At 73.8% G+C, this 26,157-nt stretch carries 22 protein-coding genes; 16 read left to right on the top strand and 6 right to left on the bottom strand.

Annotated features, from left to right (window positions below):
- Positions 1-49: 49 nt before the first annotated feature.
- Together OO48_RS03100 and OO48_RS03095 are read right to left on the bottom strand one after the other, a co-directional pair.
- Positions 50-820 carry an ABC transporter permease gene (locus OO48_RS03100; RefSeq protein WP_033212564.1) on the bottom strand — a complete coding sequence of 257 codons (771 nt, stop codon included), beginning with the start codon at positions 818-820 and terminating at the stop codon, positions 50-52.
- Positions 817-1,734: an ABC transporter ATP-binding protein gene (locus tag OO48_RS03095; protein ID WP_033212563.1), complete on the bottom strand. Its 918-nt coding sequence runs from the start codon at positions 1,732-1,734 to the stop codon at positions 817-819. The genes OO48_RS03100 and OO48_RS03095 overlap by 4 nt, the downstream gene beginning before the upstream one ends.
- A gap of 124 nt (positions 1,735-1,858) precedes the next feature.
- Here OO48_RS03095 and OO48_RS03090 point away from each other — a divergent pair, with 124 nt between their 5' ends.
- The 9 genes from OO48_RS03090 (at position 1,859) to OO48_RS34845 (ending at position 9,378) form a co-directional block, all read left to right on the top strand.
- Positions 1,859-2,716, top strand: coding sequence for a helix-turn-helix transcriptional regulator (locus OO48_RS03090; RefSeq protein WP_033212561.1), 858 nt, complete (start codon positions 1,859-1,861; stop codon positions 2,714-2,716).
- Complete coding sequence (gene sufB, locus OO48_RS03085; RefSeq protein ID WP_033212559.1) at positions 2,713-4,125, top strand: Fe-S cluster assembly protein SufB; 1,413 nt, start codon at positions 2,713-2,715, stop codon at positions 4,123-4,125. Before OO48_RS03090 ends, sufB begins: the two co-directional genes overlap by 4 nt.
- 59 nt (positions 4,126-4,184) lie before the next feature.
- Positions 4,185-5,429, top strand: a complete 1,245-nt coding sequence (gene sufD, locus OO48_RS03080) for a Fe-S cluster assembly protein SufD (RefSeq protein ID WP_033212557.1) — start codon at positions 4,185-4,187, stop codon at positions 5,427-5,429.
- Positions 5,426-5,743, top strand: a complete 318-nt coding sequence (locus OO48_RS03075) for a non-heme iron oxygenase ferredoxin subunit (protein ID WP_033212555.1) — start codon at positions 5,426-5,428, stop codon at positions 5,741-5,743. Before sufD ends, OO48_RS03075 begins: the two co-directional genes overlap by 4 nt.
- Before the next feature lie 7 nt (positions 5,744-5,750).
- Positions 5,751-6,515, top strand: coding sequence for a Fe-S cluster assembly ATPase SufC (gene sufC / locus OO48_RS03070; protein WP_033212553.1), 765 nt, complete (start codon positions 5,751-5,753; stop codon positions 6,513-6,515).
- Positions 6,512-7,774, top strand: coding sequence for a cysteine desulfurase (locus OO48_RS03065; protein ID WP_033212552.1), 1,263 nt, complete (start codon positions 6,512-6,514; stop codon positions 7,772-7,774). Before sufC ends, OO48_RS03065 begins: the two co-directional genes overlap by 4 nt.
- Positions 7,775-7,784: 10 nt before the next feature.
- Positions 7,785-8,237: a Fe-S cluster assembly sulfur transfer protein SufU gene (sufU, locus tag OO48_RS03060; RefSeq protein ID WP_033212550.1), complete on the top strand. Its 453-nt coding sequence runs from the start codon at positions 7,785-7,787 to the stop codon at positions 8,235-8,237.
- A 133-nt stretch (positions 8,238-8,370) separates the two neighbouring features.
- A complete protein-coding gene (locus OO48_RS03055; protein WP_051055973.1) occupies positions 8,371-8,658 on the top strand; it encodes a metal-sulfur cluster assembly factor in 288 nt (95 codons plus the stop codon).
- A gap of 96 nt (positions 8,659-8,754) precedes the next feature.
- Positions 8,755-9,378, top strand: a complete 624-nt coding sequence (locus OO48_RS34845) for a hypothetical protein (RefSeq protein ID WP_051731671.1) — start codon at positions 8,755-8,757, stop codon at positions 9,376-9,378.
- 89 nt (positions 9,379-9,467) lie between these two features.
- Here the strand turns inward: OO48_RS34845 and OO48_RS03045 are convergent, their stop codons facing one another.
- A complete protein-coding gene (locus OO48_RS03045) occupies positions 9,468-10,793 on the bottom strand; it encodes an MFS transporter (RefSeq protein ID WP_051731670.1) in 1,326 nt (441 codons plus the stop codon).
- Positions 10,794-11,172: 379 nt separating this feature from the next.
- On the opposite strand from OO48_RS03045, the gene OO48_RS03040 reads away from it, so the two are divergent.
- The 3 genes from OO48_RS03040 to OO48_RS03030 all read left to right on the top strand — a co-directional run bounded on the left by OO48_RS03040 (position 11,173) and on the right by OO48_RS03030 (position 15,630).
- Entirely contained in the window at positions 11,173-12,774 is a 1,602-nt protein-coding gene (locus OO48_RS03040; RefSeq protein ID WP_051731669.1) for a hypothetical protein, read from the top strand.
- Between the two features lie 101 nt (positions 12,775-12,875).
- Positions 12,876-13,988 carry a hypothetical protein gene (locus tag OO48_RS03035; protein ID WP_033212548.1) on the top strand — a complete coding sequence of 371 codons (1,113 nt, stop codon included), beginning with the start codon at positions 12,876-12,878 and terminating at the stop codon, positions 13,986-13,988.
- Positions 13,989-14,148: 160 nt separating this feature from the next.
- Complete coding sequence (locus OO48_RS03030) at positions 14,149-15,630, top strand: alkaline phosphatase PhoX (protein WP_033212546.1); 1,482 nt, start codon at positions 14,149-14,151, stop codon at positions 15,628-15,630.
- A gap of 81 nt (positions 15,631-15,711) precedes the next feature.
- On the opposite strand, the gene OO48_RS03025 is transcribed toward OO48_RS03030, so the two are convergent.
- A complete protein-coding gene (locus tag OO48_RS03025) occupies positions 15,712-17,316 on the bottom strand; it encodes a PucR family transcriptional regulator (RefSeq protein WP_033212544.1) in 1,605 nt (534 codons plus the stop codon).
- A 282-nt stretch (positions 17,317-17,598) separates the two neighbouring features.
- On the opposite strand from OO48_RS03025, the gene pruA reads away from it, so the two are divergent.
- Both pruA and OO48_RS03015 read left to right on the top strand, forming a co-directional pair.
- Positions 17,599-19,227: an L-glutamate gamma-semialdehyde dehydrogenase gene (pruA, locus tag OO48_RS03020; RefSeq protein ID WP_033212542.1), complete on the top strand. Its 1,629-nt coding sequence runs from the start codon at positions 17,599-17,601 to the stop codon at positions 19,225-19,227.
- Between the two features lie 83 nt (positions 19,228-19,310).
- Entirely contained in the window at positions 19,311-20,240 is a 930-nt protein-coding gene (locus tag OO48_RS03015) for a proline dehydrogenase family protein (protein ID WP_033212541.1), read from the top strand.
- 39 nt (positions 20,241-20,279) lie between these two features.
- On the opposite strand, the gene OO48_RS03010 is transcribed toward OO48_RS03015, so the two are convergent.
- The gene (locus tag OO48_RS03010; protein ID WP_033212539.1) at positions 20,280-21,203 is read right to left on the bottom strand and encodes an NmrA family NAD(P)-binding protein; all 924 of its coding nucleotides are present in this window, start codon (positions 21,201-21,203) and stop codon (positions 20,280-20,282) included.
- Positions 21,204-21,307: 104 nt separating this feature from the next.
- Between OO48_RS03010 and OO48_RS03005 the strand changes: the two genes are divergently transcribed.
- Positions 21,308-21,916 carry a TetR/AcrR family transcriptional regulator gene (locus OO48_RS03005; protein WP_033212538.1) on the top strand — a complete coding sequence of 203 codons (609 nt, stop codon included), beginning with the start codon at positions 21,308-21,310 and terminating at the stop codon, positions 21,914-21,916.
- Between the two features lie 97 nt (positions 21,917-22,013).
- Here the strand turns inward: OO48_RS03005 and OO48_RS03000 are convergent, their stop codons facing one another.
- Positions 22,014-23,249, bottom strand: coding sequence for a TerD family protein (locus OO48_RS03000; protein WP_106970236.1), 1,236 nt, complete (start codon positions 23,247-23,249; stop codon positions 22,014-22,016).
- Between the two features lie 197 nt (positions 23,250-23,446).
- Between OO48_RS03000 and pepN the strand changes: the two genes are divergently transcribed.
- Positions 23,447-25,963: an aminopeptidase N gene (pepN, locus tag OO48_RS02995; protein ID WP_033212535.1), complete on the top strand. Its 2,517-nt coding sequence runs from the start codon at positions 23,447-23,449 to the stop codon at positions 25,961-25,963.
- Positions 25,964-26,157: the final 194 nt, after the last annotated feature.

Here is a 26,157-nt window from a genome sequence, read left to right as displayed (position 1 = left end):
GAAGCGACGGCCCCGGGAGCACCGCTCCCGGGGCCGCCGCCGTGCGGGCTCACTCCCAGCGGAAGAACCGGGCCGCGGCGGCCAGGCCGAGCACCGACCAGGCGGCCAGCACGCCCAGGTCCGCCCAGGGGACGCCGCCGCCGAGCTGGAGGACCGAGCGCAGGCCGTCGGAGAGCGCCGAGATCGGCAGCAGCTCCAGCACCGGGCGCACCGCGTCCGGGAACTTCGACAGCGGGACGACCACGCCGCCGGCCAGCAGCAGCAGGACGAACACCAGGTTGGCGCCGGCCAGCGTGGCCTCCGCCCGCAGGGTGCCCGCCATCAGCAGGCCCAGGCCCGAGAACGCGGCGGTGCCCAGCACCAGCAGGAGCAGCACCGACAGCGGGTCGCCGTGCGGGGACCAGCCCAGCGCCAGCGCGATCGCGGACAGCAGCAGCACCTGCAGCAGCTCGGTGACCAGCACGCAGCCGGTCTTCGCGGACAGCAGCGCCCAGCGCGGCAGCGGCGTGGCGCCCAGGCGCTTGAGCACGCCGTAGCGGCGCTCGAAGCCGGTGGCGATGGCCTGCCCGGTGAACGCGGTGGACATCACGGCCAGCGCCAGCAGGCCGGGCGCCAGGAAGTCGACCCGCTTGCCCGGGCCGTCCACGGCGACCACGTCGACCGCGGAGAACAGCACCAGCAGCACGGTCGGGATGACCACGGTGAGCAGCAGCTGCTCGCCGTTGCGCAGCAGCATCCTGGTCTCCAGGGCGGTCTGCGCGAGCAGCATCCGGCCGACCGGCGCGGCGCCGGGGCGGGGGGTGAGGTCGGTGGCGGTCATCGCAGTTCCCGTCCGGTCAGGTCGAGGAAGACGTCTTCGAGGCTGCGACGCTGCACGGCGAGCCGGTCGGGCATCACGCCCGCCCCGGCGCACCAGCCGGTGACGGCGGCCAGCAGGGCCGCGTCGAGTTCGGCCTCGACGCGGTAGGAGCCGGGGGAGGGTTCGGTGACGGCGGCCCGGTCGGGCAGGACCTTGCGCAGGCCGGCCAGGTCGAGGCCGGGCGGGCCGTCGAAGCGCAGCAGGGCCTCGGAGCCGCGCAGCTCGTCGGGGGAGCCCTGGGCGACGACCCGGCCCCGGTCGACGATCGCGACGTCGTCGGCGAGCTGCTCGGCCTCGTCCATCTGGTGGGTGGTGAGGACGACGGTGGCGCCGGCGGCGCGCAGCTCGGTGACCAGGTCCCAGGTGGCGCGGCGGGCCTGCGGGTCGAGGCCGGCGGTGGGCTCGTCCAGGAAGACCAGCTCGGGACGGCCGACCACGGCCATCGCCAGGGCGAGGCGCTGCTGCTGGCCGCCGGAGAGCCGGCGGTAGGGAGTGCGGCCGCAGGAGTCCAGGCCCAGGCGCTCGGCGAGCGGGCCGACGGGCAGCGGGTCGGCGTACAGCCTGGCGGTGTGGTGGAGCATTTCGAGGGCGCGCGCACCGGCGTACACGCCCCCCGATTGGAGCATCACGCCGATCCGCGGCTTGAGCCGGGCGGCCTGCGCCACCGGGTCCAGGCCGAGGACCCGGACGGTGCCCGCGTCGGGGCGGCGGTAGCCCTCGCAGGTCTCGATCGTGGTGGTCTTGCCCGCGCCGTTGGGCCCCAGCACCGCGGTGACGGTGCCCCGGGCGATGGCCAGGCTCAGCCCGTCCACGGCGGTCTTGTCGCCGTACCGCTTGACCAGTGCGGTCACCTCGACGGCGGGGTCTGCATGCATACCGGCGAGTCTAGGAGCAGCTCACGACCCGTTTCGGGTAAGGCTTGCCTTTCGTGACGGACGACACCGATGAGGCGTGGGTCACGGCTTGTCTCCGTCGGACGAATTACGCAACAATCGTGTTGTGAAAAACATCCGCGAGCACGACGCCCAGCACCGGGAGCCCGACGCTCCCGGCTGTGCCGTGCCCGCGACGGCGGCGGAGGCCCTCGCCGAGGGCCACCCGGCGACCCGGGACCGGGTCGCCCGTTCGATCCTGGACCACGGCCCGTCCTCGGCCGCCGACCTGGCCAGCCGCCTCGGCCTGACCCCCGCCGCGGTCCGCCGCCACCTGGACGGCCTGGCCGCCGCCGGGCTGGTCGACGCCCGCGAGCAGCGGGTCTACGGCAGCCGCGGCCGCGGCCGCCCGGCCAAGGTGTTCGCGCTCACCGACAGCGGCCGCAGCGCCTTCTACCAGGCCTACGACCAGCTCGCCGCCGACGCGCTGCGCTGGATCTCGGACGCGGCCGGCGGCGGCAAGGCGGGCGAGGAGGCGGTCGCCGCCTTCGCCCGGGCCCGGCTCGCCAAGCAGGGCCTGAAGTACCAGGACGCCCTGGCGGCGGCCGCCGCCGGGCAGCGCGCCGAGGCGCTGGCCGAGGCGCTCAGCGCCGACGGGTACGCTGCCACGGTGCGGCGCGTCCCGCCCGCCGCCGCTGCGCCCGCCGCACCGGCCGGCGCGCAGCTCTGCCAGCACCACTGCCCGGTCGCGCACATCGCCGAGCAGTTCCCGCAGCTCTGCGAGGCGGAGACCGAGGTCTTCTCGCAGCTCCTGGGTACCCATGTGCAACGGCTGGCCACCATCGCCCACGGCGACGGGGTCTGCACCACGTATGTGCCGGCATCCGGTGCCGCACCGTCGCCCGCCGGGGCGCCCGGTGCCGTGCCGACTGCCGGTACGTCCCCCATCGAAAACGGCTCGTCCGCGCGGAGGAACCTCGCATGACTGACATCGCACACCCCGAGCTCGAAGGCATCGGCACGTACGAGTACGGCTGGGCCGACTCGGACACCGCCGGCGCCACCGCCAAGCGCGGCCTGAGCGAGGACGTGGTCCGCGACATCTCGGCGAAGAAGAGCGAGTCCGAGTGGATGCTCGACCTCCGCCTCAAGGGACTCAAGCTGTTCGGCAAGAAGCCCATGCCGACCTGGGGCTCCGACCTGTCGGGCATCGACTTCGACAACATCAAGTACTTCGTGCGCTCCACCGAGAAGCAGGCCGAGTCCTGGGAGGACCTGCCCGCCGACATCAAGGCCACCTACGACAAGCTGGGCATCCCGGAGGCGGAGAAGCAGCGCCTGGTGGCCGGCGTGGCCGCGCAGTACGAGTCCGAGGTCGTCTACCACCAGATCCGCGAGGACCTGGAGGAGCAGGGCGTCATCTTCCTGGACACCGACACCGCGCTCAAGGAGCACCCGGAGCTCTTCAAGGAGTACTTCGGCACCGTCATCCCGGCCGGCGACAACAAGTTCGCCGCGCTGAACACCGCGGTGTGGTCCGGCGGCTCGTTCATCTACGTGCCGAAGGGCGTGCACGTGGACATCCCGCTGCAGGCCTACTTCCGGATCAACACCGAGAACATGGGCCAGTTCGAGCGGACGCTGATCATCGTCGACGAGGACGCCTACGTCCACTACGTCGAGGGCTGCACCGCGCCGATCTACTCCTCGGACTCGCTGCACTCCGCGGTGGTCGAGATCATCGTCAAGAAGGGCGGCCGCTGCCGCTACACGACCATCCAGAACTGGTCGAACAACGTCTACAACCTGGTCACCAAGCGCGCCGTGGCGTACGAGGGCGCGACCATGGAGTGGGTCGACGGCAACATCGGCTCCAAGGTCACCATGAAGTACCCGGCCGTCTACCTGATGGGCGAGCACGCCAAGGGCGAGACCCTGTCGATCGCCTTCGCGGGCGAGGGCCAGCACCAGGACGCCGGCGCGAAGATGGTCCACATGGCGCCGAACACCTCCTCGCACATCGTCTCCAAGTCGGTGGCGCGCGGCGGCGGCCGCACCTCCTACCGGGGCCTGATCGAGATCGGCGAGGGTTCGCACGGCGCCAAGTCGAACGTGCTGTGCGACGCGCTGCTGGTGGACACCGTCTCCCGCTCGGACACCTACCCGTACGTGGACGTCCGCGAGGACGACGTGTCGATGGGCCACGAGGCGACCGTCTCCAAGGTCTCCGAGGACCAGCTGTTCTACCTGATGAGCCGCGGCCTGAGCGAGACCGAGGCGATGGCGATGATCGTGCGCGGCTTCGTCGAGCCGATCGCCCGTGAGCTGCCGATGGAGTACGCGCTGGAGCTGAACCGGCTGATCGAGCTGCAGATGGAGGGCGCGGTCGGCTGACGCGCCGTCAGCACCCGCCGCCCGCCGACCATTCCCGAAAGAGAGCAACACGAACAGCCATGGCTGAGCAGAACACCCCCGGCTCCACCACCGCCGGATCGATCGAGGTCGGCACCGCCGGCGCCGGCGAGCAGCTCGCCGGCCCGGGCACCGGGCGCGACACCGTCCGGCAGCCGATCGACGCCCGGGTCGCCGTCAAGCCGTCCTTCGACGTCAACGACTTCCCGGTGCCCACCGGCCGCGAGGAGGACTGGCGGTTCACCCCGCTGCACCGCCTCGGCGGGCTGCACGACGGCAACGCCGCCGAGGGTGCCGTCCGTGACGGCGCGGGCTCCGACAAGATCGAGCTGGGGCTGCCGGAGGGCGTCACCTCCGAGCTGGTCGGCCGCGAGGACGCCCGGGTCGGCAAGGCCGGCACCCCGGTGGACCGGGTCGCCGCGCAGGCGTTCAGCGCCTTCGAGCAGGCGCTGGTGGTGACCGTCCCCAAGGAGACGGTGCTCACCGAGCCGGTCCGGATCGACGTGCACGGCGAGGGCGGCGTCCGCTTCGCCCACCTGGTGATCGAGGTCAAGCCGTTCGCCGAGGCCGTCGTGGTGCTCAACCACACCGGCACCGGCACCCGCGCCGCCAACGTCGACCTGCTGGTCGGCGACGGCGCCAAGCTGACCTTCGTCTCCGTCCAGGACTGGGAGCGCGACGCGGTGCACGTCGCCCAGCAGAACGCGCTGGTCGGCCGGGACGCCACCTTCAAGTCGGTGGTCGTCACCTTCGGCGGCGACGTGGTGCGCCTGCACCCGCGGGTCAACTACGCGGCCCCCGGCGGCGAGGCCGAGCTGTTCGGCCTGTACTTCGCGGACGCCGGTCAGCACCTGGAGCACCGCCTGGTGATCGACCACGACACCCCGCACTGCCGCTCCAACGTCGCCTACAAGGGCGCGCTGCAGGGCCAGGACGCGCACGCGGTGTGGATCGGCGACGTGCTGATCCGGGCCGCCGCGCTCGGCACCGACACCTACGAGCTCAACCGCAACCTGGTGCTCACCGACGGCGCCCGGGTCGACTCCGTGCCCAACCTGGAGATCGAGACCGGCGAGATCGTCGGCGCCGGCCACGCCTCCGCGACCGGCCGCTTCGACGACGAGCAGCTGTTCTACCTGCAGTCCCGCGGCGTCCCGGCCGACGAGGCCCGCCGCCTGGTGGTGCGCGGCTTCTTCGCCGAGCTGGTCCAGCAGATCGGCGTCGCCGAGATCCAGGACCGGCTGCTGGAGAAGATCGAGGCCGAGCTGGAAGAGACCGTGGCATGAGCTACGTCCGGGCCTGCGCGCTGAGCGTCCTGCAGGAGGACGTGCCCAAGAAGGTGGAGCTGAACGGCGTCCCGGTGGCGATCGTCCGCACCGACGAGGGCGTGTTCGCCATCAACGACACCTGCTCGCACGCCAACGTCTCGCTGTCCGAGGGCGAGGTCGAGGACTGCAGGATCGAGTGCTGGCTGCACGGCTCCAGCTTCGACCTGCGCACCGGCAAGCCGTCCGGGCTGCCCGCGACCAGGCCGGTCGCCGTCTACCCCGTAAAGATCGAAGGGGACGATGTGCTCGTCTCCGTCAACCAGGAGAACTGAGTACCCCATGGCAACGCTTGAAATCCGCGACCTGCACGTCTCCGTCGAGGCTGAGGGCGGCCCCCGCGAGATCCTCAAGGGCGTCGACCTGACCGTCAAGCAGGGCGAGACCCACGCGATCATGGGTCCGAACGGCTCCGGCAAGTCCACCCTGGCCTACTCGCTGGCCGGCCACCCCAAGTACACCGTCACCGGCGGCCAGGTGCTGCTGGACGGCGAGGACGTGCTGGAGATGTCCGTCGACGAGCGCGCCCGGGCCGGCCTCTTCCTGGCCATGCAGTACCCGGTCGAGGTGCCCGGCGTCTCGGTCTCCAACTTCCTGCGCACCGCCGCCACCGCCGTCCGCGGCGAGGCCCCCAAGCTGCGGCTGTGGGTCAAGGAGGTCAAGGAGGCGATGGCCGCCCTGCAGATGGACCCGGCGTTCGCCGAGCGCAACGTCAACGAGGGCTTCTCCGGCGGCGAGAAGAAGCGCCACGAGATCCTCCAGCTGGAGCTGCTCAAGCCGAAGGTCGCCATCCTCGACGAGACCGACTCCGGCCTCGACGTCGACGCGCTGCGGGTCGTCTCCGAGGGCATCAACCGGGTCCGCTCGACCGGTGAGGTCGGCACCCTGCTGGTCACCCACTACACCCGCATCCTGCGCTACATCAAGCCCGACTACGTGCACGTCTTCGCGAGCGGCAGGATCGTCGAGTCCGGCGGCGCCGAACTCGCCGACAAGCTGGAGGAAGAGGGCTACGAGAGCTACGTGAAGGGCGGCGCTTCCGAGTGACCCATTCCCATCTGACCGGACTCCTCGACACCGACGCCATCCGCAAGGACTTCCCGGTCCTGTCGCGGCAGCTGCACGACGGCAAGCCCCTGGTGTACCTGGACAACGCGGCGACCTCGCAGAAGCCGCGCCAGGTGCTGGACGCGCTCAACGCCTACTACGAGCAGCACAACGCCAACGTCCACCGCGGCGTGCACGTGCTCGCCGAGGAGGCCACCGCGCTGTACGAGGGCGCCCGGGACAAGGTCGCGTCCTTCATCAACGCGCCCAGCCGCAACGAGGTGATCTTCACCAAGAACGCCTCCGAGTCGCTCAACCTGGTCGCCAACATGCTGGGCTGGGCCGAGGAGCCGTACCGGGTCGACGCCGACTCGGAGATCGTCATCACCGAGATGGAGCACCACTCCAACATCGTGCCGTGGCAGCTGCTCGCGCAGCGCACCGGCGCGAAGCTGAAGTGGTTCTCGCTCACCGACGAGGGCCGGCTCGACCTGTCGAACATGGACGAGCTGATCACCGAGAAGACGAAGATCGTCTCGGTCACCCTGGTCTCCAACCTGCTGGGCACCGTCAACCCGGTGGACGCCATCGTCCGCAAGGCGCAGTCGGTCGGCGCGCTGGTCGCCATCGACGCCTCGCAGGCCGCCCCGCACGCCGTGCTCGACGTGCAGGCGCTGGAGGCCGACTTCGTCGCCTTCACCGGCCACAAGATGCTCGGCCCCACCGGCATCGGCGTGCTCTGGGGCCGCCAGGAGCTGCTGGAGGACCTCCCGCCGTTCCTCGGCGGCGGCGAGATGATCGAGACCGTCACCATGGGCTCGTCCACCTACGCCCCCGCGCCGCACAAGTTCGAGGCCGGGACCCCGCCGATCGCCCAGGCCGTCGGCCTCGGCGCCGCCATCGACTACCTGTCGGCGATCGGCATGGACAAGGTCGCCGCGCACGAGCACGCGATCACCGCGTACGCCATCGAGCGCCTCGCCGAGGTGCCCGACCTGCGGATCATCGGCCCGCGCACGGCCGTCGACCGCGGCGCGGCGATCTCCTTCACGCTCGGCGACATCCACCCGCACGACGTCGGCCAGGTCCTCGACGAGCAGGGCATCGCGGTCCGGGTCGGCCACCACTGCGCACGGCCGGTCTGCCTGCGGTACGGAATTCCGGCGACCACCAGGGCGTCGTTCTACCTGTACTCCACGCCCGGCGAGGTGGACGCGCTGATCGACGGCCTCCACCACGTCCGCAACTTCTTCGGCTGAGGTGGCTGCCATGAAGCTCGACTCGATGTACCAGGAGATCATCCTGGACCACTACCGCAACCCCCACGGCAAGGGGCTGCGGGACGGTGACGCCGAGGTCCACCACGTCAACCCGACCTGCGGCGACGAGATCACCCTGCGGGTGCGGCTCGACGGCGCGGTCGTCGCCGACGTCTCCTACGACTCGCAGGGCTGCTCGATCAGCCAGGCCTCCGCCTCCGTGCTCAACGACCTGGTGGTCGGCAAGCAGGTCGGCGAGGCCCAGCAGATCCAGGAGGCCTTCCTCGAACTGATGCAGAGCAGGGGCCAGTCCGAGGGCGACGAGGACCTGCTGGAGGACGCCGTGGCCTTCGCCGGGGTCTCCAAGTACCCGGCCCGGGTCAAGTGCGCCCTGCTCAGCTGGATGGCCTGGAAGGACGCCACCGCCAAGGCGCTCGGCGGCCAGCCCCCCCTCACCGACTGACGCCCGTTAGGACATTGGATTCATGAGCGAGAACGAGACGGCCGCGGAGGCCGGGGCTCCCGCGGCCGAGGCCGCGGCGTCCGACAGCCCGGGCGCGTTCACCAGCACCGGGACGGTCTCCACCGAGGACCTCATGGAGGCCCTGATGGACGTCGTCGACCCCGAGCTGGGCATCGACGTCGTCAACCTCGGCCTGATCTACGGCCTGCACATCGACGAGGACGACACCGCCACCGTCGACATGACGCTGACCTCCGCGGCCTGCCCCCTCACCGACGTCATCGAGGACCAGGCCCGCACCGCCACCGACGGCCTGGTCAAGGACCTGCGGATCAACTGGGTCTGGATGCCGCCGTGGGGCCCCGACAAGATCACCGACGAAGGTCGCGACCAGCTCCGCGCGCTCGGCTTCAACGTCTGAGCGGCCGGTAGCGGTCGACGAAGGGGCGGGAACCTCCGGGTTCCCGCCCCTTCGTCGTGAGTTCCGTGGTTCCGGGCCGAACTACACTGCGGGGCCATGGGTTTCGGGGCAGGCGGCGGGCGGCCGGACTGGGCCGCGCTGGCCGAGCGGCACGAGCGCGCGCAGCGGCGGCGCGGGCGGCTGCGGATCGCCGGGGCGGTGGCCGGGGCGGTCGCCCTGATCGGCGGGGGCGGCGCGGCCGTGGCCGGCCTGGGCGGTGCGGGCGGTGCGGGCGGCGGGACGGGCGGTGATCCGGCGGTGGCGGCCGCCGCGACCGGGGCCCCGGCGGCCACCGGCTCCGCCGCGCCGGAGGGGCCGCCCGCTGCGGACGTTCCGGCTGCGCCGGTGGCTCCGGGGCCGCCCGCCGCGTCGGCCCCGGCTCCGGTGGCGGCCCCGGCTCCGGCCGGGAAGCGGACCGGTACCCGTCCCCGCCCCGCCGCGACCGCAACGGTCACCGCCGCGACCGCCGACCCGCCCGCCGGGGCGGCGAGCCCGGCCCCGCCCGCCGGCCCGCCCGCCGCCCCGCCGGGCGGCGTCCTGGGCGCGGACGGCGGCGCGGCGCTGGAGATCGCCGACTCCGCGCTGGGGCTGCTCCTCGAACCCCGCCACGCGGTGGGTGACGCCCCGCGGCAGGGGCGGCCGGGGGATCCGGCCTGGCGTCAACCCGGCTTCCGCCACTGACGGGTGAACGGCCGGGGCGCGCCGGAACGGCGTTCCGCCGTCGTCCGGCCCGGTCGGCCGTCCGGCCGCGCACCCCGGGCGGGCGGGGGTCAGCGGGGGCGGCGCAGCACGGTCGCCGCCAGGGCGAGGGCGGCGAGGGCGGCGGCCAGGGCGAAGGCGGTGACGGCGGGGAGCAGGCCGTAGGCGCGGACCAGGGCGCCGACGGCGATGATCGGGGCGGAGGAGCCCAGGTAGACGACCACCCAGAGGGCGGAGAGCTCGCTGCCGCGCCGGGCCGGGTCGAGGGCGGCGACGGCGGCGGTGAACAGCGAGCGGAAGGCGACGCCCTGGCTGACGCCGGCCAGCACGCTGCCGACGAACAGCAGCGCCGGGGTGCCGGTGGCGGCGGCCGCGGTCAGCAGGCCCAGGCCCGCGCCCAGGCCGACCAGGCCGGCGGCGACCACCACCCGGTCGGAGGTCGGCGGGACGAGCAGTTGGGCGGCCGCCGAGGAGCCCAGCAGCAGGGCGGCGACGGCCGCGCCCGCCATCGGGGAGCGGGTGTGCAGCAGGGAGGCGGAGAACGCCGGGGCGAGCGCCAGGTAGACGCCGAAGACCGCGTACGAGACGAAGCCCGCGGCGGCCGCGAGCAGGAACTCGCGGCGCCCGGTGCGCGGCAGCCGCAGCCGCCGGGGCCGCAGGTGGGCGGGGGTGGTGACGCGCGGCGGGGAGGCCGGGGGACGCACCGAGCCGGGCATCCGCGGGTGCACCAGGGCCAGCGGCACGCACAGCGCGAGCAGCGCGACGGCGTGCGGCAGGAACGGGCCGAGCAGCGGCTTCGCGTCGCTGGTGAGCGCGGCGCCGACCAGCGGGCCGAGCGCGACGCCGCCCGCCGAGCAGGCCAGGGTGAGCTTGGCGGCCAGCGTGGGCCGGTCCGGCAGCAGGTCGCCGAGGGCGGCGCCCGCCGCGCCGGTGGACAGGCCGACCGCGATGCCCTGCACGGCCCGTCCGGCGGCCAGCTGCCAGAACGAGCCGGCGGTGGCGAACACCGCGTCCCCGGCGGCGGCCAGCGCCACCGCGGGCAGGATCAGGGCGCGCCGCCCGAGGTGGTCCGACCAGTGGCCGACCGCGGCCAGCACCGGGACCAGCGCGAACACGTAGACCGTGAACAGGACCGTGGTGTCCAGCGGGTTCAGGCCCAAGCGCTGCTGGAGCACCGGGTAGAGCGGGGTGGCGAGGTTCGCGCCGACCAGCATCAGCAGCAGGGCGGCGGCCACCAGGCCGACGCGGATGCCGCGCAGTGCGTTCCAGCGGCTGATCGCGGCGAGCTGGAGCTGCTTGCGGGGCGCGAGTTCCAGCGGAAGCAGGGCCTCCGACAGTCGGCGGCCGGCGTACTGAGCGGTGCTCAGGCCGGGGCCGGCGGGGGAGAGGTCCGCCATGGCAGGGGTCTCCTGGGGTGGCCGGGCGCCGTCGGGCACGGCCGGGCCAGGGGTGCGGCGGCGCGGACCGGACGGTGCGGGTGTGCACGTGGTACGTGGAGCGCGGAGCGCCGTCGCTCCGGGTCCCGGGGCGTGCGCGCGGGGGTGGTGCGCGTCGCCCACCGAAGGATACGTCCCGGCGGACACTCGTTCGGACGCACCGCCCCACTCGTTCGGGCGGACGACACCGCAGCTCAGGCGTTCCTTCCTGGCGGCCGATACGCTGGGTTGACGGGCCGACACGCACGGCCCGCGCCGCCGCTCCCCGCGTCCGCCGCCCCCCGGGCGGGCCGCCCACCGGACGGCGGTGCCCTGCGACGCACCCGGGAGAACGCGCGCGATGGCCGGACGTAGCCGTAACACCCCTGACCAGCAGCCGTCCGAGACCGAAGGCCTGCTGCCCGCCGACTACGACCTCGCCGACCTGTACGGCGCGCAGAGCGGCGACGAGGACCCGGACGACACGGCCGTCCTGATCCCGCCGATCGCCCTCCCCGAGGACGCCGAGCTGGCCGCCGCCGCGCTCGCCGTCCCGCTGATCTCCAAGGTCGTCGCGCTGGCCCGCTGGATCGCCCCGCACCGCGAGGTCGACGAGCACGGCGACCTCGGCGAGGACGACCGCGTCCGGGCCGCCCGGATGCTCGGCGCCGAGGACCCGGACGAGGGCGACGTGGTCGAGGCGATGCGGGCCTGGGCACTGGCCTGCGACCTCGACCTGGTGGAGACCGGCACCACCGACGACGGCGCGCACGTCGCCATCCCCGGCCCCGACCTGGACGCGATCGAGGCCGGCGAGCCCGCCGCCGTCCTGGGCCTGTGGTTCGAGGCCGCGGAGCTGGTGCGCGAGCTGGCCGCCGAGGCCGAGTCGGTCGACCCCGAGGTGGTCGAGGGCGGCGCGAGCGACGATCCCGAGGCCCTGGCCGAGGTCGAGGACGCCCGCGAGCAGGCCGCCGAGATCCTCGACGAGGCGCTGCACGTCCTGTACGAGACCACCGCGTTCGCCGAGCCCGGCGCCGAGACCGTCCCGCTGGGCGTGCTGGCCGCGCTGCTGGTCGTCCCCGACGGGCAGGAGCCGGACGAGGAGATGCTCGGCGAGATCACCGACCTGATGGTCGTCCTCGACCCGATGCTCGGCGACCTCGCCGAACTCGGCCTGCTCGAACACCGCCCGATCGACCCCGACCTGTTCGAGGAGGGCGAGGAGGGCGCGGAGGGCGCGGAGGCGGCCGAACCGGTGGACACCGACCGGCCGCTCACCGACGAGGACGCCGCCCGCTTCGGCACCGTCCGGCTCACCCCGCTCGGGCAGTACGCGGTGCGCGAGTGGCTGCTCGCCGAGGGCTACGACGCCCCGCTCGTCGGCGACCTCGCCGACCAGGACGGGGCCGAGCTGCTGCGCTCCCTCGCCGAGAGCGCCCAGCTGTTCGCCGAACCCGAGCTCAAGGCCTGGGCCGCCGCCCGGGCCCCGCAGGACGCCGCCCGCGAGCTGCTGGCCGGTGCCCGCGGCCGCGACGCGCAGTCGCCCGTCCGCCGCTACTACTGCGTGCTCGGCCTCGGCGAGATCGGCGAGGAGGCCGTGCCCGCGGTGCTGGAGGCCGTCGACGACCCCGAGCTGGGCGGCCTGGCCCGCGAGTGGCTGCGCGCCCGCGGCGCGGACGTTCCCGCGGCCGAGCGGGAGGTCGCGCTCTGGCGGGTGGTCGACTCGATGGCCGCCGTCATGCTGCTCACCGCCGGCGAGGGCGGCGGCCGGCTCCAGTCACTGGTCGCCGACCTGCCGGTCACCGACAACCCGGCCAGCTACTTCGGCGAGCTCTGGCGGGTGCCGCACCCCATGACGGTGGAGGTGCTGGACGCGGTCGGCGAACTGCACCTGGACCGCAAGGTCGCCAAGGAGGCCAGGCGCGCCGCGGTCAAGGCCCGCTCGCTGCGGGCGCAAGGGTAGGGGAGGAGGCCCGGCCGCGCCCACCTGATGGCTCGACAGGTTCGCTGGGCCGTAAGGTAAGGCGGCGTTGGAGTGGCGAGCGGCCGGGGGTGCGGCGAGGGATGAAGTGGCAGCGCACGGGCGGGGCTTGGGACCTCGAAGCGGTGTACTCGGATCAGGAGGCGCACGGCCGGCAGGTGCTGGCGGGCGCGGGGTTCCCGGTGTTCGGCTGGGTGCACGGGGCCGGCGAGGTGCCGGGCTGGGACGTGCTGGCCGAGTACGGGATCGCCAACGGCGAGCTGGAGTCGGTGGAGGTCCGCTCGGGCGACTGGAGCTCGGTGCACGGACCGTACGTGACGGTCCGCACCCACTGGGCCGGGGCCGAAGCGACCGCCCTGCTGCCCGACCTGGAGGACGTGGTCGAGGACGAGCGCGACCGGGTCTACGAGCACCTGGGGGTCGACGAGGGCGACACCGCCGGGGGCGTGCGGGTGCTGCGCGAGTGGATCACGGTGGACGGCGAGCCGCACCCGGTGCAGGTCCACGAGGACTCGCGGGCCGCGACCGGGCACGGCACCGTGTGGGCGGGCCGGCTGCGGGTCGGCGTCACCACGGTGACGGTGACCGGGCGCGGCCTGCTGCCCGGGTCGGTGGAACTGCGCCGGATCTCCGACTTCGAGCGGTACATCGTCGGCCGGACGGCGATGCTGCGGCAGGTCGCCGCGCTGCGGGCGGGCCGCCGGCCCGCCGAGCCGGAGCCGGAGCCGGCCGAGCTGGGCCTGCTGGCGCACCGCGAACTGGTCGAGCAGGCGATCGCCCGGGCGGTGGCCGTGATCGCGCAGCTGCGGGCCGGGCGCTCCGTCCGGCTGCCCCGGCACCTGCGCGGTGAGCAGCGGCAGAACCAGTGGGAGACGGCGGTGCGGCAGCAGATGCGGCTGGCGTCGGAGACCCGCGAGGAGGCCGACGAGGCGGTCACCTCGATGGTCAACCACCTGAGCCGGCTGGCCCACCACGCGGATTGGGTGAGCGGCACCGCGGAGGGCGCGGCCGCCGTGGAGGAGGTCGTCCGGTACACGGCGTTCGCCAGCGAGGTGCCGAGCCTGCCCGCGCAGCGCGCCTGGGAGCGGCTGTGGGCCGGGGGCACGCCCGAGCTGCCGTCCGGGACCGAGGACGCCTGGCTGACCGCCTGGGAGCAGTGGCGGGTCGAGCGGACCCAGCACCGGGCGCGGCGGTAGGCGGCGGGGGCGGGGCGGTGCGCGGTAAAGGCATGGTCATCGGACGTTCTATGGTCGGTAAATCGGCACGCTGACGCAGCGTCCGATTCACGCGCGGTTCACGTGCGGCCCGGAATCTGTCGATCACCGAAGCTCATCCTCTCCTTCAGGAGTGACCGCCATGTCGCTGTCCCGCCGGGACTTCGTGAACCGTTCGACCGTGCTCGGGGCAGGCGTCCTGATCGCCGGCAGCGCCGAGGTGCTCGCCACCGCCCCCGGCGCGATCGCCGCCCCGGCGGGCGGGGACGCCGCCCTCGCCAAGGGCGGCCACACCGCGGTCGGCTACGGCGAACTGGTCTCCGACCCCGAGGGCGTCCTGGCGCTGCCGAAGGGCTTCTCGTACGAGATCATCACCCGGACCGGCCAGACCACCCTGGTCACCGGCGAGTCCACCCCCAGCAACCACGACGGCACCGCCGCGTTCGAGGGCCGCCACGGTGCGACCCTGCTGGTCAACAACCACGAGCTGGCCGGCCCGCGCTCCAAGTGGCCGCACCCCGTGCCGCTGCTGGAGGGCCACGTCTACGACCCGGCCGCGGCCGGCGGCTGCACCGTCGTCGAGGTCTCCGGCCACGGCCGCGGCGACGACCACGGCAAGGGCAAGGGCCACGGCCGGCGCCAGGTCCGCGAGTGGGTCGGCATCGCCGGCACCGCCACCAACTGCGCCGGCGGCGCCACCCCGTGGGACACCTGGCTGACCTGCGAGGAGACCGAGGACAAGGCCGGCACCAACGGCTTCACCAAGGACCACGGCTACGTCTTCGAGGTCGACCCGCACGACCAGGACGCCAACCGTGACCCGCAGCCGATCAAGGCCTTCGGCCGGTTCGCGCACGAGGCGGTCGTCATCGACGAGAAGCGCGGCCACGCCTACCTGACCGAGGACGCGTCCAAGCCCAACGGCCTGCTCTACCGCTGGACCCCGCCGGCCGGCTTCCGGCACGGCAAGGGCAAGCTGCGCACCCTGGCCGCCGACGCCGGCGCGCTGGAGGCGCTGAAGGCCTTCGACGCGCAGGGCAAGCTGGTCGACGACCTGTCCCGGGCCACCAAGCCCGGCACCACGTACGGCGCCGACTGGGTCAAGGTCCAGGACCGCGACGCCCGCACCACCTCGATCCGCAAGCAGTTCAAGGACGGCGAGATCACCCGGGCCCGCAAGCTCGAGGGCATGTGGTGGGGCGACAACGGCATCTACTTCGTCTCCTCCTTCGCCCGCGAGGAGTCGCCGCTCCAGCACGACGGGCAGGTCTGGTTCTACAACCCGACCCGGCGCACGCTGACCCTGAAGGTCATCCTCGGCGTCAACGAGGACGTCTGGACCGACAAGGGCAACTTCGACGGCCCCGACAACATCACCGTCTCGCCCCACGGCGGCCTGATCATCGCCGAGGACGGCAACGGCCTGCAGCACCTGTTCGGCACCACCACGGACGGGCGGACGTACGCGCTGGCGCGCAACGAGCTCAACAACGGGACGGAGGAGGCGCCGGAGTACAGCGAGTTCACCGGCGTGACCTTCTCGCACGACGGGCGGACGCTGTTCGCGAACATCCAGGAGCCGGGGATCATGCTGGCGATCACGGGGCCCTGGCACCGCATGTGACGCGTCGACCGGTAGTCGGGTCCGCCCGGGGAGGGTTCTGCTCCCCGCGGGCGGACCCCGCCGTCGGCGGGGCGCCGGTCGTCAGTCGGGAAGCCGGAGTTGGAGCATGGCCAGCAGGCGCTGCTGGGGCTGGGAGAGGTCGAGGCCGGTGAGCCGTTCGGCCCTCCTCACCCGGTAGCGGAGGGTGTTGGGGTGGATGTGCAGGGCGTCCGCGGCGGTGCGGACCTCGCCGAGGGCGTCGAGGTAGGCGAGGACGGACTCGGCGAGGCGGGTGTGGTGGCGGGCGTCGTAGGCGGTGAGGGCGGTCAGCCGGGGGTCGCGGAGCTCGGGGCGGTCCTGGAGCAGGGCGAGCACCTCGGAGACCAGCACCTCGGCCTGGACGTCCTGGAGCGCGGCGACGTCCGGGACGACGCCGCCGCGGCCCATCGCGTCGAGGATCCGGTCGGCCTGGGCGCGGGAGGCGGGGACGTCCGCGAGGCCGGGGACGGTGGGGCCGATCGCGGCCCGCAGCGGGATGGAGAGGTGGCCGCGGGCGGCGTCCACGGTCTCCCGGGTCCACTCGCGCAGGGTCGCCGGCGGCAGGCCGGGCGGGAGTTCGGGCAGCAGGACGTAGACCCGGGAGTCGACGGGGGCGAGCAGCGCGCCGCGGTGCCGGGCGGCGGTGTGCACCGAGATCAGGCCGGTGACCTCGTCGCGGGAGAGTTCGGCGTCCCGGCCGTCGGTGGCGGCGGGGGCGTAGGCGAGGACGGTGGCCGGGCGGCGCAGGTCGAGGCCGAGGTGGGTGGCCAGTGACTGCGGGCCGGTGGAGCCCTCCAGCAGGCCGGTCAGCAGGGTCTGGGTGAGCCGGGTGTCGGCCGACAACTCCCTGCGGCGGCGGACCAGTTGGCCGGCCGCCACCCGGGCGGCACCGATCAGGGCCTGCTCGGCGGTGCCGGCCAGCGGGGCGGACCCCTCCTGCACCCAGATCGTCCCGAGCGGCTGCGCGCCGGAGCGGATCGCGATGGCCAGCCGGCGGCGGATGCCCAGCTCCGGGTGGGCGGCGATCTCGATCGCGCCCTCGGAACCGCGCAGGTGCGAGAAGACGCCCCACTCGCGGAGCTTGGCGAGGTACGGCTCCGGGCCCTGCCGGCCCAGGATGGACAGCCGGCGCAGGTCGTCCACCTCGTCGGTCTCCGAGGTGCGCGAGTACGCCAGCACCCGGCTGGAGGTGTCCTCGATCGAGACGATGCCGCCGGTGAGGACGGCGACGGTCTGGGCCAGCGAGAACAGGTCGCCGGTGGCGGGCGCGCCGGGGCCGACGGTGCCCTCGGGGTCCTCCGCGCCGGACAGCAGGGTGCGGGCCAGCGAGTCCAGGTGCTCCCAGCGGGTCTCCCGGCGTACCGACAGCAGCGCCACTCCGGCCTCGGTGGCGGCCTCGCGCAGCGCGTCGGCCTGCCCCGGCCCGTCCAGCTTCACGGCGACGGCGGCGGCCCTGGCCCGGCCGGCGGCGCGCAGCGCGGGCAGCGCGGCCCGGCCGCGGGCGCCGATGGCCAGGACGAGTTCGCCCGGGGCCGCGGTGGGCGGGTCCTCCGGGTCCAGGATCGACACGTGCCGCACCGGGACGTCCAGCCCGGCGGGCGCGGCCTGCAGCTCCACCAGGGGTTCGCCGAGCGACATCAGCAGTTGGCGGAGCGGGAGGCCGGTCATCGGCGGGTCCTTCGTCGGGGCGGGCGCGGGTGCCGGGGCGGGCGGCGCAGGTCGGGGCGGGTTCGTCGGGTCGGACAAGATCCGGGGGCCGAGTTTAGCGAGACGGACAGGAGGCGGCGGCCGTGACCGGGGTGTGACGGTCTTCGTCCGGGCGGACAACGGCGAGCGGGGGAATTTGGCGGTGCGGCCAACAGAAGCGGGCAGGAGCGGGGAATAGCGTTTCTGCATGGCCGGTGTGCGACCCCCACCGGCCCCCATGACGAGAAGGAGAGCGTGCGCGCCATGGATGCTGTGACCCAGGTCCCCGCGCCGGTGAACGAGCCGGTCCACAGCTACGCCCCCGGCAGCCCCGAACGGGCCCGGCTGGAGGCCAAGCTGAAGGAGCTGGGCGGCCAGGGGCCGATCCAGCTGACCATGACGATCAACGGTGAGCAGCGCCTCGGCGGCGGCTCCGAGATCGACGTCGTGCAGCCGCACCACCACGCGGCCAAGCTCGGCACCCTGCGCAACGCCACCCAGGACGACGCGCGCGAGGCCATCGACACCGCGCTGGCCGCCGCGCCGGCCTGGCAGGCGCTCTCCTTCGACTCCCGCGCCGCGATCTTCCTGCGCGCCGCGGACCTGCTGGCCGGCCCGTGGCGGGAGACCCTCGCCGCGGCCACCATGCTCGGCCAGTCGAAGACCGCCCAGCAGGCGGAGATCGACACCCCCTGCGAGCTGGTCGACTTCCTGCGCTTCAACGTGCACTTCGCCCGGCAGATCCTCGCCGAGCAGCCGATCTCCTCGGACGGCGTGTGGAACCGCACCGACCACCGCCCGCTGGAGGGCTTCGTCTACGCGATCACCCCGTTCAACTTCACCGCGATCGCCGGCAACCTGCCGACCGCGCCCGCGCTGATGGGCAACGTGGTGATCTGGAAGCCGTCCCCCACCCAGCAGTTCGCCGCGCACTACCTGATGCGGCTGCTGGAGGCCGCGGGCCTGCCCAAGGGCGTCATCAACATGGTCACCGGCGACGGCCTGGCCGTCTCCGAGGTCGCCCTGAAGCACCCCGCGCTGGCCGGCATCCACTTCACCGGCTCCACCGCCACCTTCCAGCACCTGTGGCGCACCGTCGGCGAGAACATCGCCGGCTACCGCACCTACCCGCGGATCGTCGGCGAGACCGGCGGCAAGGACTTCCTGGTCGCGCACCCGTCCGCCGACCCGGCCGTGCTGAAGACCGCGATGACCCGCGGCGCCTTCGAGTTCCAGGGCCAGAAGTGCTCGGCGCTGTCCCGCGCGTACGTCCCGGCCTCGATCTGGGCCGAGATCAAGGACGACTTCCGCGACGAGGTCGAGTGGCTCACCATGGGCGACGTCACCGACCTGGCCAACTTCATGGGCGCCGTCATCGACGAGCGCTCCTTCGCCAAGAACAAGGCCGCGATCGACCGCGCCAAGGCCGACCCGCAGGTCGAGGTGCTGGCCGGCGGCACGTACGACGACTCGGTGGGCTGGTTCGTCCGCCCGACCGTGCTGGTCTGCCAGGACCCGGCGGCCGAGTACTTCAAGGACGAGTACTTCGGCCCGATCCTCGCCGTGCACGTCTACCAGGACGAGCAGTACGACGAGATGCTCGCGCAGATGGAGTCGGTGTCGTCCTACGGCCTGACCGGCTCGATCATCGCCCAGGACCGCGAGGCCGTGCAGCACGCCATGCACGTGCTGCGCAACGCCGCCGGCAACTTCTACATCAACGACAAGCCGACCGGCGCCGTCGTCGGCCAGCAGCCCTTCGGCGGCGGCCGGGCCTCCGGCACCAACGACAAGGCCGGTGCCAAGCAGAACCTGATGCGCTGGACGTCCACCCGCTCCATCAAGGAGACGTTCGTCCCGCCGACGGACTACCGCTACCCGCACATGGGCTGACCAGGCCCCCCGACGGCCGGCCACCACCCCCGGCCGGCCGTCCCCCTTCTCCTTCAGCTGATCCGCTTCGCCGGGAGTCCACGATGCTCCGTTCCGCCCTCCTCGCCGCCTCGCGCTCCCCGCAGGTGCGCACCATGGTCGAGAAGTTCCCGCCCACCCACGCGATCGTCGAGCGCTTCGTCGCCGGCGACCGGCTCGACCAGGGCGTGAGCGCCACCGAGAAGCTGGTGGACAGCGGCCGCAAGGTCACCCTCGACCACCTCGGCGAGGACACCAAGGACGCCGACCAGGCCGCCGACACCGCGCTCGCCTACGAGCACCTGCTGACCGCCCTCAAGGAGACCGGCCTCGCCGCGGACGCCGAGGTCTCGGTCAAGCTCTCCGCCGTCGGCCAGTTCCTCCCCGTGGACGGCGAGAAGATCGCCCTGGAGAACGCCCGCCGGATCTGCGAGGCCGCCGCCGACGCCGGCACCACGGTGACCCTCGACATGGAGGACCACACCACCACCGACTCCACCCTGGCCATCGCCCGCGAGCTGCGCGCCGACTTCCCCTGGCTGGGCGTCGTCCTCCAGGCGTACCTGCGCCGCACCGAGGCCGACTGCCGCGACCTCGCCCACGCGGGCTCCCGGGTGCGCATCTGCAAGGGCGCCTACAAGGAGCCCGAGTCGGTCGCCTTCCAGGGCAAGCGGGACGTCGACCTCGCCTACGTCCGCGCGCTCAAGGTCCTGATGGCCGGCGAGGGCTACCCGATGGTGGCCTCGCACGACCCCAACATGATCAAGATCGCCGGGCAGCTCGCCGAGTGGAACAAGCGCGACGTCTCCTCCTTCGAGTACCAGATGCTCTACGGCATCCGCCCCGAGGAGCAGCTGCGCCTCGCCGAGGCCGGCAACACCATGCGGGTCTACCTGCCCTACGGCCAGGAGTGGTACGGGTACTTCATGCGCCGCCTCGCGGAGCGCCCCGCGAACCTGACCTTCTTCCTGCGCGCCATGGCCACCCGCGGCTGACCGCGGGCCGGTGGGACCGCCGCCTGAGCCGGGACCGGCTCAGGCGGCGGTCCGCAGGTGTTCGTGCGCCCACTCCTCGAAGCCGGTCAGGTCGATGCCCAGCGCACGGGCGAACCGCGGCCGGGCCGGGTGGCCGACCACCTCCAGGAACGCGTGGGTGGCGCCCGCGTCCCCCATCCCGGCGGCGCGGGCCTGCTCCTCGGTCATGTCCGGAGCCGACAGCGGGACGCCCGCGGCGCGGGAGAGGATCTCGGCGATCTCGGTCATGGTCAGGTAGTCGCCGGCGAGTTCGAGTTCCACCCGGTGGAACTCGGCGGGGGCGGACACGGCGGCCGCCACGGCCCGGCCCACGTCCCGGGCCGCGACGAGTGCCAGGTGCGTGCCGGGTTTGACGACGGTGACCAGCCCCCCTTCGACGCCGCGGGGGAAGTAGAACCGCATGGCCGGCTCGAAGTTCTCCATGAAGAACGCCGGCTTGAGCAACGTCCAGTAGGGGAAGTCGAGTTCGCGCAGCCGGTCCTGGATCGCGGCCTTCGTGCCGAGCGGGGCCTCCAGCGCCGCCCACCGTCCTTCGTGCCAGCCCGGGGCCTCGGTGTGCTGTCCCGCGCCGCTGGTGGAGGACTGGACGAACTGCTCCACGCCGGCGGCCCGTGCGGCCGTCATGAGGTTGTCCGCCTGGCTGACCTCGCCGGCGAAGTCGAACCCCTGCCCGGTGTGCGCGGGCATCTGCACGGAGAAGACGGCCCGCACGCCGTCCACGGCGGCCGCGAGGGTCGCGGGCTCGGTGAGGTCGCCGACGAACAGGCGGGCGCCGAGTTCCTCGACGGCCCGTGCGCGCGGCGCGTCCGGGTCGCGCACCAGGGCGCGCACCGGTACCCCCCGTGCGAGCAGGGCGCGGGCGGCGGCACCGCCTTGGCGGCCGGTGGCACCGGTGACGAGAACCGGCAGTGCGGCGATGGTCATGTGACATCTCCTCGGCAGTCGTGCGCACCGGAAACGGCGGGGCCCGCCGTTTTGTGTTCGCTACGATACGGCGGGGCCCGCCGCCAATCAACGTTGGAGAGACCATGACCGGCCAGCGCTCGGACGCCCGCCGCAACCGCGCGCACATCCTCGCCGTGGCCGAGGCCGAGGTGGCGGCCCGCGGGGCCCAGGCGTCCCTGGAGCAGATCGCCCGCGTCGCGGGCGTCGGGTCGGCCACCGTGAGGCGCCACTTCCCCACCCGCCGGGCCCTGCTCGAAGCCGTCTTCAAGCAGCGGGTCCACGACCTGTGCGAGCGCGCGCACGTGCTCCGCGGCGAGCGCGACAGCCGCTCCGCGCTGGTGGAATGGCTGCGCGAGCTGCTCGCCTACTCACTCGCCGCGCGCGGCCTGGCGGACGTCCTCTCCTACCAGCCCCTCCAGGACCGGCCCGTCCACGGCGAGGCCGTCCAGGGCGAGGCCGTCCAGGGCGAGGCCGTCCAGGACTCCTGCGCGCCGGCCATCAGCGCGGCCGGCGCCCTGCTGCTGCGCAGGGCCATCGACGACCGGACCGTCCGGGCCGACATCACCATCGACGACCTGCTCGTGCTGATCGTCGGAATCGCCCTGGCCACCGAGCACTACAGCGACCCGGCGCCCCGGGCGGACCGCGCCTTCCGGCTCGCCGTGGCGGGCTTCGGCGCTGACGGCGCCTGAGCGTGCCCGCCCGCGCGGTCGCCGCGGCCCCGGCGCGTTTTCGGGCCCCCGGTCGTGCCTGCTCGGCTGCCGGCGGTTCCGGGCTTCCGGTGGTGCGTCAGAGCATCGCGGCGGCGGGCTTGACCATGCTGCGGGCGGTCTTGGCGTCGACGTACTCGCCGAGGGCGGTCATCACCCACTCGCCGGAGAACTGGCGGACCAGCTTGCACATGGCGACGCCGGTGTGCGGTTCGGACTGGGCCAGGTCGAAGCGGACCAGTTCCTGTTCGGTGGCGGTGTCGACCAGGCGGCAGTAGGCGTTCTTGATGTCGGTGAACTTCTGCCCGGAGAAGGAGTTGACCACGAAGACCAGGCCGCAGACCTCGGCGGGCAGGCCGCCGAGGTGGACGGTGATCGCCTCGTCGTCGCCGCCGCCCTTGCCGGTGAGGTTGTCGCCCGAGTGCGCGATCGCGCCGTTGAAGATGGCGAGCTTCATGAACCAGGCGGTGTCGATCTTCTTGCGCTGGGCGTCGAAGGCGATCACCGAGGCGTCGAGGTCGATGTTGCGGCCGCGCCCGGCGGGCTCCCAGCCGAGGCCCATCCGGACCGAGGCGAGGAAGGGCTTGCCCGCCTTCTCCAGCGAGACCGAGCCGCCCTTGACCAGGTTGACCCGGCCCTTGTCGAGGGTGATCTTGCCGACGGCGGGCGAGCCGGAGGGCATCGGCGGCGTCGACGGGGCGGTCGGGGCGGCCGGCGCCTGGGGGGCCGCGCCGGGCATCGGCGGGGCGGTGGGCGCGGCCGGTGCGGCCGTGGGCGGGGCCGTCGGGGCGGCGGGCGCGGCAGCGGTGGCGGCCGGGGGCGCGTCCTCGACCGAGACGCCGAAGTCGGTGGCGATCCCGGCCAGCCCGTCGGCGTACCCCTGGCCGACGGCGCGGATCTTCCACTCGGCGCCGCGCCGGTAGACCTCGACGACGACCAGCGCGGTCTCCCGGGTCAGCTGCGGCGGGGTGAAGGTGAACAGTTCGCGGCCGGTGTCGGCGTCCCGGACCGTCGCGGTGGGCTCGGTGCCGGCGAAAGTGGCCTGCTGGTCGTCGAGCGAGGCGGTCACCACGATCCGGGTGATCTCGCCGGGCACCGCCGCGGTGTCGACGGCGATGGCGTCCGGCGTGCCGCCGGCCGCCGGGCGGTGCGACACGCCCGGCCCCTGCGGGGCGTTGAAGAAGACGAAGTCGGCGTCGGAACGGACCTTGCCGGCCGCGGTCAGCAGCAGCCCCGACACGTCCAGCCGCTTGGGCGCGCCGACCTCGACCACGACCCGGGCCGACCCCAGGGACGCGTTCGCGCCCTGCACCAGAACCGTCGTCACGTGCTCCTCCTCGAATCGCCGCCGTTCCCAGCCTAATGCCGCGTCAGGCAACCCCCGCCCGTCGCAACGCCCGGCACGCCCGCTCTCCGCACCGGCCGTGCCGTCCCGCCCGCCCGGGTACGCCGCGAGCGAATCCGGCCCCCGCGCGCTTGCCCGGCCCGGGGAGCCTCGGCGAGCATGCGGGCATGCCAGCACTACAACGATCCGAGGCAACCGTCCGTGCCCGACTGCTGGAGGTCGACGGCTACACCGTCGACCTCGACCTCACCGGCGGCCCGGACCGGTTCGTCAGCACCACCGAGATCCGGTTCCGGTGCGCCGAACCCGGCGCCGACAGCTTCGTCGACGTCGACCCCGCCGTCCTGCGGCGCGCCGTCCTGAACGGGAAGCCGCTGGACGTCGCCGCCCTGGACGGCAACCGGCTCGCGCTGCCCGGCCTGCGCGCCGAGAACGAACTGCTCGTCGAGGCCGAGATGCGCTACTCGCGCACCGGCGAGGGCCTGCACCGCTACACCGACCCGGCCGACGGCGCGGTGTACGTGTACGCCACCTGCGGGCCCGACCTGGCGGCCAAGGTGTTCGCCTGCTTCGACCAGCCCGACCTGAAGGCGCCGATCACGCTGACCGCCACCGCCCCCGGGGAGTGGACCGTGGTGGGCAACGGCGCCCAGGTCCGCGGGGCGGACGGGCGCTGGGAGTTCGCCCCGACCAAGCCGATCTCCACCTACCTGTTCACCGTGGTCGGCGGCCCGCTGCACTCGGTGCGCGGCGAGCACGACGGCATCCCGCTCGGCCTGCACGCCCGCCGCTCGCTGGCCGCCGAACTCGACCGCGAGGCGCCCGAGTTGTTCGAGGTGACGGCCGCCTCGCTGGACCGGCTGCACGAACTCTTCGACGAGCGCTACCCGTTCGGCGAGTACCACCAGGCGTTCGTCCCCGAGTTCAACTGGGGCGCGATGGAGAACCCCGGCTGCGTGGTCTTCCGGGACGAGATGCTGTTCCGCTCCCCGGCCACCGCCTCCGAGCGCGAACGCCGCGCCATGGTGGTCTGCCACGAGATGGCCCACATGTGGTTCGGCGACCTGGTCACCATGCGCTGGTGGGACGACCTGTGGCTGAACGAGTCGTTCGCCGAGATGCTCGGCTACCGGATCGCCGCCGAAGCCACCCGCTTCACCGGCGCCTGGACCGGCTTCTCCGTCCAGCGCAAGGGCTGGGGCTACGACGCCGACCAGCGCGGCTCCACCCACCCCGTGGCCGGCAACGGCACCCGCTCGGTCGCCGAGGCGATGGTCAACTTCGACGGCATCTCCTACGCCAAGGGCGCCTCCGCGCTGCGCCAGCTCGTCGCCTGGCTCGGCGACGAGGCCTTCTTCGCCGGACTGAACGCGTACTTCGCCGACCACCTCTACGGCAACGCCGAACTCCCGGACTTCCTGGCCGCGTTGAGCGCCAGCAGCGGCCGCGACGTGCCCGGCTGGGCGGACGCCTGGCTGCGCACCAGCGGCGTCGACACGCTGCGCGCCGAGACCGAGCGCGCCGCCGACGGCACCCTGACCGCGCTGACCGTCGTCAACGAGGGCAGCCGGCCGCACCTGATCGAGGTCGGCGGCTACCGCGCCGAGGACGGCCGCCTCGTCCCGGTCGGCCGCGTCCCCGTCGAACTCGGTCCCGGCCGCCGGGCCGCCGTCCCCGCCCTGGTCGAAGCCGGGGCGACGCTCGTCGTCCCCAATGACGGCGACCTCACCTGGGCCAAGATCCGCCTCGACGGGGACTCCTGGCGGGCCGTGCGCGAATCGCTGTCCACCATCGAGGACGACGTCACCCGCGCCGTGCTGTGGGAACACGCCCGCGACCTCGTCCGGGACGCCGAACTCGACCCCGCCGCGTACCTCGACCTGATGGAACGCCACCTGCCCGCCGAGACCTCCGACAGCATCGTCGAGACCGTCCTCACCTTCGCCCGCACCCACGTGGCTGGCCGCTACCTGCCCGCCGCGCGCCGGGCCGAGGGGCTGGCCGCCGTCAGCCGCACCGCCCGCGCCCTGCTGGCGGACGGCGGCCGCGAGAGCGAGAGCGGCCGCGGCATCCGGCTGGCCGCGCTGCGCGCGGCGGTCGAGAGCAGCGGCGGCGAGGAGCAACTCGCGGAGCTGCGCGGCTGGTTGGCGGGCGAGGGGGTTCCGGACGGGCTGGCCGTCGGGCCGGAGCTGCGCTGGGCCGGGCTGGCCCGGCTGGCCGCGCTCGGCGAACTCGACGCGGACGAGATCGCCGCGCAGGAGGCCCGGGAGCCGGGCAGCGAGGCCGAGTTCGGCGCGGCGCGCGCACTGGCCGCCCGGCTCGGGGAGGAGGCCAAGGCCCGCGCCTGGGACCTCCTGTTCACCCCCGACGCGGCGTCCAACCGCATCCTGGAGGCCACCGCCCGCGGCTTCTGGGCCTCCGGCGAGCCCGACCGGCAGAACGCGTACGCGCTGCGCTTCTTCGAGCGGATCACCGAGGCCGCCGACCGCAGCGACACCGTCACCCGCCTGCTCGGCCAGACGCTCTACCCCGTCGCCCAGGCCACCCCCGAGGTGGTCGCGGCGGCGGAGGCGGTCCTCGCGGACCCGGCGCTGACGCCGGCGCTGCGGCGGAACCTGGCCGACTCGACGGACGACCTGCGGCGGACGCGGGCGGTGCGGGGGGCCTTCGGCGGGGCGCTCTGAGGGCTCCCGACGGTTCGGGTCACGTGGTCGACGCCGGGAGCTTCGACCACGTGACCGACCCGCCGGCGGAGCCTCTCGGTGCCGGCCCTTCGGCGCGGTCCTCCGCCGGTCAGAAGGAGCCGCGGGCGGCGAGGGCGCGGGTGGTGGGGAGGGCGAAGGCGGAGGCGGTCCAGGTTTCGGGGGTGGCGGGGGTC

Source organism: Kitasatospora phosalacinea (assembly GCF_000716545.1).
GTDB classification, from domain to species: domain Bacteria; phylum Actinomycetota; class Actinomycetes; order Streptomycetales; family Streptomycetaceae; genus Kitasatospora; species Kitasatospora phosalacinea.
This window is presented reverse-complemented; position numbering and strand designations above follow the sequence as displayed.